Source organism: Paenibacillus sp. FSL H3-0321, from assembly GCF_038002865.1.
Taxonomy (GTDB): Bacteria; Bacillota; Bacilli; order Paenibacillales; family Paenibacillaceae; genus Paenibacillus_AQ.
Genome location: NZ_JBBODH010000001.1, coordinates 7,464,788 through 7,476,609, shown reverse-complemented (window position 1 = coordinate 7,476,609; position 11,822 = coordinate 7,464,788). Strand labels below are relative to the sequence as shown.

Sequence of the window (11,822 nt, the reverse complement as noted above, 5' to 3'; positions counted from 1 at the left end):
CTATTTACGCGGGCCAAATGAATACGGCTAAGGTACCGTTGCCGACATGGCTGCCTACGACAGGGCCGATGTTGGTCAGCACTTTCTCATTCAGGGTGAAGTGCACGGCTAATTCCTGCAGGAATTCTTCGCCGTAAGCCGGTTCAGCCGTATGACCCACAGCCACATTGATTTTGTCCACACCCGGCAGATCGTTTTTGAACAGCTCGATCATGCGGGCTATTGCCTTCTTCCGGCCTCTGACCTTCTCTACCGCATAAATAATGCCTTCTGCATCAATGGAGAGAATCGGCTTGATATTCAGCAGCGTGCCCAATATGGCGGACGCTTTGCCGATTCTGCCGCCCTTTTGCAGATATTCCAGTGTATCTACCAGGAAATAAAGTTTGCGCGATTGGCGCAGCTTCTCCACAGCTGTCAGAATTTCCTCCGGGCTTATACCTTCTTTAGCCATTCTGGCCGCTTCCACTACCATAAAGCCGAAACCGTAGGATGCGGACAGGGAATCTACCACAGTGATGGCGTCCCCTTCCTCATCCAGCATCGATTTAGCCAGGACTGCAGACTGATAAGTTCCGCTAAGTCCGGATGATATATGAAAAGATAGAATCGTACTGCCTTGATGACGCTCCAGAATACTGCGATACAAATTCATATATTCCACCGGAGACGGCTGAGATGTGGTCGGCAGCTTCGCTGAGTGGGGAAGACGCTCATAGAACTGCTCCGGTGTCATATCCACATTGTCCCTGTACGCTTCCTCGCCGAACATTAATGTCAGCGGCACAACCTCAATGCCGTATGCTTCCGCCAGAGCCGGCGGAATATCTGAGGTGCTGTCTGTGACAATTACGGTACGATTCATGGGTTTCCTCCCCAAACTATGATTAAGCAGTCCGCACGAGGCGGAGTATGCTTTGATGCTGACAGAAGGAATTCAGTCTCCGCCTATGGCTCTACCGAGAAAAGATAATAATACAGCGGCTGCCCGCCCTCATGAACCTCAACTTCAACCTGAGGATAAGCCTCTTCCAGCCAGCTGCTGAGTGATGCGGTCACTTCCGCTTCTGCTTCAGCACCGGTCAGGACTGTAACGATCTCGTCGCCGTTCTCCAGCATGCTTGTAAGCAGTTGCTTGCTTGCAGCGAGCAATTCATCGGAAGCAGCAACGATCTTCGAATTGGAAATACCGATATACTGTCCGGATTTGATCTCCAGCTCTTCAATCACGGTATCACGTACGGCGTTCGTAACCTGGCCGGATTTCACATGTGCGATGGCTTCCAGCATGTTGCTTGTATTGGCTTCCACCGCATCATCTTCCTGGAAGGCAAATGCAGCGGCAATTCCCTGCGGGATGCTCTTACTCGGAATCACCGTGATATCCCGTTCGTCCTCAAGCAGCTCTTTAGCCTGCTGTGCGGCAAGCACGATGTTGGAGTTGTTAGGCAGAATATATACATGCTTCGCAGAGATGGATGAGATCGCATTTACGAAATCCTCCGTACTGGGATTCATGGTCTGTCCGCCTGCTAGAACCGCATCGACCCCGAGGCTTTTAAAAATATCGGTAATCCCGCCGCCGGAGGATACGGCGATAAAGCCGTACGGTGCCATATCGTCCGCCGGAGGAACCGCCGGGGCAGGCACTGTGCTCTTCTCGCTAGGGATATCTGCAAACAGATCCGGCATTGGAGCGATATCCATACCGGTTGTCAGCAGATCGCGATGCTGCTCACGCATATTCAGAATATGGATCTGGGTGATCTCGCCGTAGAGCAATGCCAGGCTCATCACTTCACCAGGAGTCTTGGAATGCACATGCACTTTGATTGTGTCGTCATCGGAAATGACGATGATTGAATCCCCATTAACTGACAACGCTTTCCGAAAAGCTTCCTCATCAAAATCCGCTTTCACGGCTGCGCCAAGCTGGCGGTTGATGAAAAATTCCATATCATATAAAAATTCGATATCTTCCGTGGACAGCTGGGATTGCGCAGAAGACTGCACGGAGGACAATATATTCTCAGGTTTGGTGAGCACAGGTGCCGTTACAACGGCAGGTGCCGGAGCTTGTCCTTGTACAGACGCCGGAGATGCGGAGACTCCGCTTGTCAGATACTGATGAAATCCTTCATAAATGTAGACCAGACCTTGGCCTCCAGAGTCAACAACGCCAACCTGCTTCAGGACAGGCAGAAGTTCCGGAGTATTGGCTAATGCCTCTTTGGCTTTGGCCAGAACCTCCGTCATAAGCTCCGTAATGTCTGTTGTGCGGCGAGCGTAATACACCGCATGTCTGGCAGCTTCTTTGGCGACCGTGAGTATAGTGCCTTCTACAGGCTTGACCACCGCTTTGTAGGCCGTATCCACTCCGGTCTGCAGCGCTGCCGCGAACTGTTGCGTGTTCAATTCATCATATTGGGCTGCGGAACGTCCAAGACCTCTGAACAGCTGTGACAAAATAACGCCAGAGTTTCCCCGTGCACCCATCAGGAGACCTTTGGAGAGTACTCCTGCACATTGTCCGACAGAGGCGGTATTATTCTTTTTCAATTCGTTCGCGCCTGCAGTCATCGTCAAGTTCATATTAGTTCCCGTATCTCCATCCGGAACCGGAAATACATTTAAGGAATTGACGTGCTCTGCATGCTGCTGCAGCTTTTCCGCTCCGGCGAGTACCATTGCGGTAAAATCTGCTCCGTTTATAGAACGCTTACTCAATGAGAATTCCCCTTCCTAACTTCATGCCTAATCAATTCTATGATTAACTGGACATAATACACTAATTTATATTGTACTATAAGAGCCAAAAGAAATAAATGTTTTTGAATCGGTTGACGTAGCAAATTTTGCTGTGATATTATATTTAAGTATTGTTTTATGCAGGTGTTAGTAACAAGGAGGTGTAATCTATGTCCCGCAAATGTACTGTAACAGGCAAGAAACCGGGCAGCGGCAACCACGTGTCTCACGCAAACAACCGCAACCGTCGTTCTTGGGGAGTTAACGTTCAGAAGGTCCGTATCCTAGTGAACGGCAAACCGAAACGCGTGTACGTCAGCACCCGTGCTTTGAAAGCCGGCAAAGTTGAACGCGTTTAGTCTTGGATTATCCTAGACCTAGCGATATCTCATATGAAGCAAAAAGCACCCTTTACATACGTAAGGTGCTTTTTTTCATGTTTTCAGTTCTGATCCTTCCTCAGCTTTTCTGAAAAGTATTCAAAATCGCTTTAACAAAACCTCCCAAGAATCTTGGCAGCTTAAACGTGTAAAATTTCATCATTAACCCTCCCATCAATTCATGCCGTACGCTAGGAGACTTTCCTGTCTTTTCTGTTTGCGCAAACGAGCTGCAGAGCTCCCTTATGGAACAAAAAAAGGCTACATGAGATTTCTGCTCATGTAACCATATTTATGCGCCAACAACTTGGCCTATACCTCAAGACTAATTAGGCGGCAGCCCGATTAACGGATTGCTGTCTCTGCTGCTTCACGAATTGCTCTGATGGCGGCTGCGCGATCGCTGCGTCCAAACACGGCATTGCCTGCGACAAGGGTGTCTGCGCCCGCTTCAGCCACCAGGGGTGCCGTTGCTTCGGCAATTCCGCCGTCGACCTCGATGCGCAGCCCTTTGTGATTGGCTTCGTTCGCCCACTCCCGGATCTGCCGGATCTTGCGCAGCGTATGGGGAATGAAGGCTTGGCCGCCAAAGCCCGGATTCACGGTCATCACAAGCACCATATCCACATCCTCAAGCACCTCGCGCACGGCTGAAGCCGGAGTTCCCGGATTGATCGCCACGCCAGCCATCAGGCCCAGCTCCTTGATCTGATGGATAACCCGGTGGAGATGCACACAAGCCTCCGCATGTACCGTAATCACTGCTGCGCCGGCAGCGGCAAAATCGGCAATGTAACGTTCCGGATTCTCAATCATCAGGTGCACATCAAGCGGTAAAGAAGTGTGGGACTTCACAGCTTTGACAATGGGCGGACCCAGCGTAATATTCGGCACAAAATGACCGTCCATCACATCCACGTGAATCCAGTCTGCACCACTGGCCTCCGCTTCCGCTACTTCAGTACCAAGTGCGGCGAAATCCGCCGATAACAAAGATGGGGCAATTATAATCATCAGTTAGTACCTCCGCTTTTTGTCTTTCATTTCATTGTAGAACAGCTTGTAATGCTCATAGCGGCTGTCTGCAATTTCTCCAGCCTGCCATGCCTCAATGACACGGCAGGCTGGCTCATGCAGATGACTGCAGCCGCGGAACTTGCAATTCTCCGCATAAGGAGCAAACTCCCGGAAGCAGACCGAAAGCTCCTCCACGCCGAGTTCCAGAAAGTCCAACTGGCTGAACCCGGGGGTATCGGCCACGAAGCCGCCATTACCGATATCCATCAGCTCCACATGGCGGGTAGTATGGCGTCCCCGGCCGAGCCGCAGGCTGATTTCACCCGTCTCCAGTTCAAGACCGGGCACCAGCCGGTTCAGCAGCGTTGACTTGCCTACACCGGATTGTCCAGAGAAGACACTGATGACTCCGGCAAGCCGGTTGCGCAGCTCATCGCTGCCAGAGCCGGTTAAAGAGCTAGTAACCATCACTTCGTAGCCGATACGCTCATAGAGCTCTTTAACCATTTGCGTTGCTTTCCCATCGTCATCCGCTAAATCCTGTTTGGTCAGCACAATCAGGGTGTTCAGACCGGAATGTTCGATGTGGACCAGAAACTTGTCCAGGAGATTCAAATTCATATCCGGCTCCCGCACCGAGAACAGCAATACAGCCAGCTTTACGTTGGCAACCTGCGGGCGGATGAGTTCCGATTCACGTGGAAGCAACTCGTCAACCATCCCTTCCCCGTTTTCGGTCAGAACATAAATTATACGGTCACCTACGAGCGGAGCAACCCCTTTTTTCTTAAGAATCCCCCGACCACGGCATTGAACGGCCTCTTCCTCTGTCGCTATTACTCCGTCCCGGAGCGGCTTAACGTAATAATATCCGCTTAACGCTTTGATAATTATTCCTTCAGGCATACATAGTGAGCCTTCCTCTCCTGATTTTGCGCAAATGACCCAAGCTTGAAGCTCCCCGGGTCATTTCGCTGCCGCAGCTTCCCTGGTCAAATTCACCAGTTCAGCTTCAGCTTTTCTCTTTAGGATTTGTTTTTTTCTTTATTTTTACCGTTTGTTTTCTTGTCATTCACCAGTACATTTGCATTCTTGGAGTTATCCGGCAAATATCCGGTCTGATTCTGACCCACTTCACCCGTATTTTCGCCTTCGCCGGTAGGCGGAGACAGAATCTCCGGTTCAATTGTCTCTTCAGGCGGACTTTCAGTTGGCGCCTGAGTAGGTTCAGGTGTAGGTACAGGTGTCGCTGTCGCTGGAGGCTCAGGCACCTGCACAGTTCCGTTTTTGGCATCCGAGTAACGGATCTCAAAAGCCTCAATATAATCTCCGTTCTGGTAGATCGAGACTGCTCCGTCTTTATTCGGGGCAAGGATCAGAGGTACGGATAAGACCTGACTCTTCGCGATCGTGCGGGTTCCCCATTCCTGCTGGGCTCCATCTTTGGTGGCATCAGAGAAAACAATACGGATTTGAGTCCTCTTACCGTCACTTGACGGAGCTACAGGCACTTTAAAGACATATTCAATAGCCTCCGGCGGAAACCCTGTGCTTATGGAAATGGAGACTTTGTCGCCTGGTGCAGCAGTATCCCCTTCTTCATAAGGCCATTGCTTCATGACCTGTCCCTTTTCAACGGAATAACTGGTATCTTCCTTGACCTCATCAAGAACAAGGCCCAGCTCCTCCAGTTTCGCTTTTGCCTGCTTCTGGGTTGAACCGGTAAGATCAGGCATAGTAACCGTGTCTTTGCCTTGACTGACATAAAGCTTAATAGAGCTCGTCTCGGGATCATAATCACTCCCCGCAGCCGGTTCAGAACGAATGACCTGTCCTTCAGGAATGTTATCGTTGTGCTCTTCAACCGGGGTGATCCGTTCTTGCTCGACACCCTCCGCAATCAGCGCTTTAACGGCTTCGTCGTAGGTTTGTGTGGACAATTCCAGCATTTTAGATGGAGTCTTTTCTGTACTGACTGACAGGATGATATGCGTTCCTTCTTTGACGATTGTTTCAGCCTTTTTACCCTGTTCCCATACGATATTCTCAGCGAAATCCGGGTTGTACTGCATAACCGGTTCCGCAATGAGTCCTGCCTCATCCAGCATGGAAGTAGCTTTCTCAAGCGTTTGGTTAACCACATCCGGCACTGTCACTTCGTCAACGACCAGCTTGGCATTTACATACCACACAACACTGCCCATAGCGAGCAAGATTACAAGTGTAAGACTAATCCATAAAGCTGGGCGGCCCCATCTCCGCTTACCCGGGTTGGAAGGAATGATCTCAGCCTCTTCCCGCTGCACTTGCATCCGGTCTTCACCGCCGTTGCGGTTGCCAAGCCCCCGCTGGAGCGGCTTGATCGCCGGTATAATCCGTGTTCTGTCCTCGTCATCCCCGTCATCGTGGAACAGGGATTTGGCTTCACTGCGCCGCTCAGGCAGCAGGCATGTCTCTAAATCCTGCAGCATCTGCTTGGCCGATTGATAACGTTCCTCCGGATTTTTGCGCATGGATCTCAAGATTACATTCTCCACACTCTGCGGAATCAGCGGATTGAGCAGACGTGGCTCCTCAAATTCCTCCTGCAGATGCTTCAGCGCAACACTGATCGGACTTTCGCCCAGAAACGGCAGGACGCCCGTCAGCATCTGATAGAGCACAATACCCAAAGAATAGAGGTCAGATTTCTCTCCAGTGGTCACACCCTTGGCATGCTCCGGGGAGAAATAGTGCACTGAACCTACAACTGAACCCGTCTGGGTGATTGTAGTGGAAGTAACAGCACGGGCAATCCCGAAGTCCGTTACTTTAACCCGTCCATTACGGCCGATTAGAATGTTATGAGGTTTAATATCGCGGTGAATGATCTGGTTCTGGTGGGCATGGTCGAGCGCATCGCAAATCTGTGAAGCGATACGCACCGATTCATCTACCTGTAGCGGAGCCCGTTCCTTAATGATCTCATTCAGGTTCTTGCCTTCTATATATTCCATTACAATATAATGAACTTCGTCTTCTTGCCCCACATCATATATACTGACCACATTCGGATGTGATAAAGATGCGGCTGATTGCGCCTCCCGCCTAAACCGGCGGATAAATTCCTCATCATGCACAAATTGATTGCGCAGCACTTTAATGGCGACGTTCCGGTTTAGTAATATGTCATGCGCTCTATAGACAAGCGCCATACCGCCTCCACCGATCCGTTCGATGACTTGGTAACGGCCGCCCAATTCGTGACCGATCATCTATTCCACTCCTTTGTTTCGGGCACAGCGGCCTCTCCTTGATGTTCTAACATAGCGAGGCTGATATTATCGCCGCCCCCAGCAAGCAATGCCAGCTGAAGCAACCGATCCGCTCTTTCCTCTAACGGTATTTCTTGTATTCCAGCAACCTTACCCATATGCTCCAGGCTGACAAAATTACTCAGGCCGTCGCTGCATAGCAGCAGAAGTTCCCCCATTGCCAGATTGACAGGAGCCAGATCAGCATGGACCTCGGGATCCGTCCCCAGTGCTCTTGTCAGCACGTTGCGGCGCGGATGGTTGTCGAGCTCCTCCAGGCTGATCTGGCCGTTCTTGAACAGCTCATTGACCAGCGTGTGATCCTCGGTTAATTGCGTAGCTGCACCGTCCTTAACCAGATAAGCCCTGCTGTCCCCTATATGGCCAATATATCCCGCTGACCCCTTCAGTAGAACAGAAACGACTGTAGTTCCCATATTATGGTACTTCTCGTCGCGCGAAGCCTCGCTGTGGACGATACCATTGGCTTCTGTAATTGCGGCAGCCAGCGCTTCCCGCAGCTCTTCCTCTGAAAGATCAGGCTGTAACCCTTCAAGGGCATTCCTCATCGTCTCCAAGGCGAGCCGGCTTGCGGTGTCGCCAGCCAAATGTCCGCCCATTCCATCGGCGATAATACCGAGGGTATAACCGTGGCGCGTCGCGCCGATCCAGACCGAATCCTCATTGACGGTACGTACCCGGCCAATGTCGCTGGCATGAACTGTTCTGATCAAATATCCTCACCCCAACTCCATATGTTTGGCGCGCAGCTGTCCGCATGCGGCCGCAATATCATGGCCCTGCTCACGGCGGATGGTAACATTCACACCCTGATCGGCCAAAATACGCTGAAATTCAAAGATATCATTACGTGAAGTTCTTACATACTTGCGCTCCGGCACGTGGTTAACCGGAATCAGGTTGACGTGGCACAGCATTGTTTTGAGCACCCCCGCCAATTCCTTCGCATGCTCTGGCTGGTCGTTTACTCCGCCGATCAGTGCGTACTCGAAGCTGATGCGACGCCCAGTCTTGGCCTGGTAGTAACGCAAAGATTCAATCACGTCGTCAAACGGATAGCGGCGGTTTACCGGCATCAGCTTGGAGCGCAGGGCATCATTTGGCGCATGAATGGAAATGGCCAGATTGATTTGTGTATCTTCCTCAGCGAATTTGTAAATGTTCGGTACAATTCCGCTGGTAGAAACGGTAATATGGCGCTGGCCAATATTCAGGCCTTTTTCATGGATCATAAGACGCAGGAATCTCATCGTTGCGTCATAGTTCTCAAAGGGCTCGCCTGTACCCATAATTACAATGCTGCTGACACGCTCGCCGCGCGCATCAAGAATTTGCTGTGAACGGACGACCTGGGCAACAATCTCGCCTGCGGTCAAATCGCGTTTCAGCCCGCCAAGTGTGGAAGCACAGAAGGTGCAGCCGATCCGGCAGCCTACCTGTGTCGTTACACACACGCTATTGCCATAGTTATGTTTCATAATAACTGTCTCGATCGCATGATCGTCATGCAGACCGAACAGGAATTTCACAGTACCGTCCTTGGACTCCAGCTTCGTAATCTCGGTAAGGGCAATGATGCTGAACTGATCATTCAGCTTCATGCGCAGCGCCTTGGACAAATTGCTCATGGATTCAAAATCGCTTACACGCTTTACATACAGCCAGTCGAAGATTTGCCCGCCGCGAAAAGCGGGCTCACCGTTATCTTTCGCCCACTGCTGCAACTCTTCCAAAGAAAAATCATATATTAAAGGTTTCATTATATTCAGCACCTGTTCTTTCATGAAGTATAAAAATGTATTGATTATACGCTTAGGATATGCGTATTATTTCTCATTCTTCCTATTTTAACACAAATTTCAGAGACGGTAAAAGAAAGCCCGCCACGCACAATACCCTGCGGGCGGGACAACTGTAAATCCCTTGCCGATTTACTATTTTACGAGAGTCGTTCCAGCCGGGCAATATAGAACCCATCGCTTCCAAAATGCTGCGGCAGGAGCTGTATGCCCTCTCCTGCGGCAACTGCAGTTTCTTCAAGACGCTCCCATACAGGGGAGCTGAAAGTCACAGGTGCAAACCCGGGATTATTCTTTAGAAAATCAGCGACAATGCCGCTGTTCTCCGCCTGCTCTGTCGTGCAGGTGCTGTAAACCAGCACGCCGCCGGGTTTCAGCAGTCTGGCAACCGATTGCAGCAGCTCGCCCTGCAGGACGGCAACACTGGCGACATCCTCCGGCTGCTTGCGCCACTTCAGGTCCGGCTTGCGGCGGATTACGCCAAGGCCGGAGCACGGGGCATCCAGCAGGATGCGGTCAAAGGATTCCGGCTCAAGCGTATCCTCAAGCTCAAGTGCATCGCGGCTGCCTGTTGTTATGGACTCCAGGCCCAGCCGCAGCGCCTGATCTGCAATCAGCTTTGCCTTATGTTCATGCAGATCATTGGCATAGATGCTGCCTTCGTCTTTCATCAGCTCAGCCATATGCGCGCTTTTGCCGCCCGGGGCAGCGCAGCAATCAAGCACGTTCATTCCCGGCTTAGGATCAACAGCTTCAGCCACCAGCATAGAGCTCTCATCCTGGATCGAGATGTATCCATCACTGTACCAGGAGGTTAATGCCAGATTACCTCCACCTTTTACAACAATCCCGTACGGGCTTACTCTTGACACAGAGGCTTCCATTCCCGCTTGCTGCATCTGTGCCAGCAGATTGTCCCTGCTGATCATCGTTGTGTTCACACGCACGCTGACCGAAGGGGGTTCATTATTGGCCGCACACATGGCTTCAGCCGTTTCCATACCATATTCAGCCGCCCAGCGCCGCACCATCCAGAGCGGATGCGAATGGAGAATGGAAATCCGCTCCTCCCCGCTGAGTCCTTCTTTTAGTACAGGCAGATCACCGGCCCTCAGCACGCTGCGGAGAACCCCGTTGACCATTCCCGAAATCCCTTGGTGCCCACGCTTCTTGGCTATATTCACAGCCTCATTTACGGCTGCATGTGATGGAATCCGGTCGAGATACATGATTTGATACAGACTCAGGCGCAGCAGATTACGCACCCAAGGCTGCAGCTTGGCGATTCCCTTGGTCACGAAATCTCCCAGTACATAATCCAGCGTTAACATCCTAGAGATGCTGCCGTATACAAGCTCTGTGACAAGTCCTGTATCTTCCCGGCTAAGCCCTGATTTCTGCAGGCTGCTGTTGAGCAGCAGGTTACTGTAAGCTCCCTGCTGTTCGACCCGGACGAGAACATCGAGAGCTACCTCACGGGCAGAATCTGCCGACGATTTGCCGCCAGCAGCGCCCTTGCGGTTTGGTTTGGCAGTTGCCCCTTTTGCGCCAGTCCCCGTATTCCCCCCTCTTGAAGAGGGGGCCTGTCCACTTCGTCCTGCGCCATTGTGGCCGCCCGCGCTCAACCGAGCACCGTCCCGGGCTTCATGGCCGCGCCACGGCTAAAGTCGCCAGCGCTCATCGCTTTTTTGCCAGCAGGCTGCACTGAGGTCAACAGCACAACTCCGTCGCCGGTCTTCACCTCAACGCCCCGCTCGTTAACAGCTAATACCGTGCCTGGCGCAGACGTTCCACCCGTGCTGTTCCCGTCAGGCTTTGCTGCCGCCCACACCTTGAACGTTTCACCGTTCCAGAGCGTAAACGCCCCGGAGAACGGGACCAGTCCCCGAATGCGGTTATAAATTTCGCGCGATCCGGCATTCCAGTCAATCCGCTCGTCTTCCCGGCTGAGATTCGGCGCATAGGTGGCTTCACTGTCGTCTTGGCGCGTAGCCTGAAGGCGACCGGTAGCCAATCGCGGCATTTCTGCCTTCAGCAGATCCCGTCCGGCAAGACTCAGCTTCTCAAACAATACCCCTGAAGTATCTTCATCTCCGATGGGAACCTCAACCCGCGATATCATATCCCCGGTATCCAGCCCTTCCGCCATGTACATCAGCGTGACTCCGGTGACCTGCTCACCGTTGATAATACAGCGCTGAATCGGCGCTCCACCGCGGTATTTCGGCAGCAGCGAGCCATGAACATTGACACAGCCATTCACGGGCAGCTCCAGCACCGATTTGGGCAGAATTTGACCGTATGCCGCAGTAACAATCAAATCCGGCTTATAGGCAGCCAGCTCCGCTACGGCTTCCGGCCGGCGCAGCCGTTCTGGCTGCAGGACTGGCAGCCCCAGAGACAGCGCCGCCTCCTTCACCGGAGTTGGTACAAGTGTCTTCTTGCGGCCTTGCGGCCGGTCAGGCTGGGTGACAACGGCCACAACTTCGTAACCTTCCTCCACCAGCATCTGCAGGGAGGGCACCGCAAAAGCCGGCGTTCCCATGAACACTATTTTCATTTCA

General features: G+C 52.0%; 11 protein-coding genes. 1 reads left to right on the top strand and 10 read right to left on the bottom strand.

Annotated features, from left to right (window positions below):
* Nucleotides 1–4: 4 nt before the first annotated feature.
* Together MHI45_RS33045 and MHI45_RS33040 are read right to left on the bottom strand one after the other, a co-directional pair.
* Nucleotides 5–865 (bottom strand): DegV family protein, encoded by an 861-nt coding sequence (locus tag MHI45_RS33045; protein WP_038590594.1) that lies wholly within the window; start codon nt 863–865, stop codon nt 5–7.
* Between the two features lie 83 nt (nt 866–948).
* A complete protein-coding gene (locus MHI45_RS33040; RefSeq protein ID WP_076111307.1) occupies nt 949–2,727 on the bottom strand; it encodes a DAK2 domain-containing protein in 1,779 nt (592 codons plus the stop codon).
* Nucleotides 2,728–2,918: 191 nt separating this feature from the next.
* On the opposite strand from MHI45_RS33040, the gene rpmB reads away from it, so the two are divergent.
* Entirely contained in the window at nt 2,919–3,107 is a 189-nt protein-coding gene (gene rpmB / locus MHI45_RS33035) for a 50S ribosomal protein L28 (protein WP_019911441.1), read from the top strand.
* A gap of 100 nt (nt 3,108–3,207) precedes the next feature.
* On the opposite strand, the gene spoVM is transcribed toward rpmB, so the two are convergent.
* The 8 genes from spoVM to fmt form a co-directional block, all read right to left on the bottom strand.
* On the bottom strand, nt 3,208–3,288 hold the full coding sequence (gene spoVM / locus MHI45_RS33030; protein WP_020431362.1) for a stage V sporulation protein SpoVM: 81 nt from the start codon (nt 3,286–3,288) through the stop codon (nt 3,208–3,210).
* A gap of 185 nt (nt 3,289–3,473) precedes the next feature.
* Nucleotides 3,474–4,142, bottom strand: coding sequence for a ribulose-phosphate 3-epimerase (gene rpe / locus MHI45_RS33025; protein WP_076111306.1), 669 nt, complete (start codon nt 4,140–4,142; stop codon nt 3,474–3,476).
* A 3-nt stretch (nt 4,143–4,145) separates the two neighbouring features.
* Nucleotides 4,146–5,051 (bottom strand): ribosome small subunit-dependent GTPase A, encoded by a 906-nt coding sequence (gene rsgA / locus MHI45_RS33020; RefSeq protein WP_076111305.1) that lies wholly within the window; start codon nt 5,049–5,051, stop codon nt 4,146–4,148.
* 119 nt (nt 5,052–5,170) lie between these two features.
* Nucleotides 5,171–7,399 carry a Stk1 family PASTA domain-containing Ser/Thr kinase gene (gene pknB / locus MHI45_RS33015; protein ID WP_076111304.1) on the bottom strand — a complete coding sequence of 743 codons (2,229 nt, stop codon included), beginning with the start codon at nt 7,397–7,399 and terminating at the stop codon, nt 5,171–5,173.
* Nucleotides 7,396–8,172, bottom strand: a complete 777-nt coding sequence (locus MHI45_RS33010) for a Stp1/IreP family PP2C-type Ser/Thr phosphatase (protein ID WP_076111303.1) — start codon at nt 8,170–8,172, stop codon at nt 7,396–7,398. The genes pknB and MHI45_RS33010 overlap by 4 nt, the downstream gene beginning before the upstream one ends.
* A gap of 6 nt (nt 8,173–8,178) precedes the next feature.
* Nucleotides 8,179–9,219, bottom strand: coding sequence for a 23S rRNA (adenine(2503)-C(2))-methyltransferase RlmN (gene rlmN, locus MHI45_RS33005; protein ID WP_218642525.1), 1,041 nt, complete (start codon nt 9,217–9,219; stop codon nt 8,179–8,181).
* Nucleotides 9,220–9,398: 179 nt separating this feature from the next.
* Nucleotides 9,399–10,883, bottom strand: coding sequence for a 16S rRNA (cytosine(967)-C(5))-methyltransferase RsmB (rsmB, locus tag MHI45_RS33000; protein WP_076111301.1), 1,485 nt, complete (start codon nt 10,881–10,883; stop codon nt 9,399–9,401).
* Nucleotides 10,880–11,818, bottom strand: a complete 939-nt coding sequence (gene fmt / locus MHI45_RS32995) for a methionyl-tRNA formyltransferase (RefSeq protein ID WP_076111300.1) — start codon at nt 11,816–11,818, stop codon at nt 10,880–10,882. The genes rsmB and fmt overlap by 4 nt, the downstream gene beginning before the upstream one ends.
* Nucleotides 11,819–11,822: the final 4 nt, after the last annotated feature.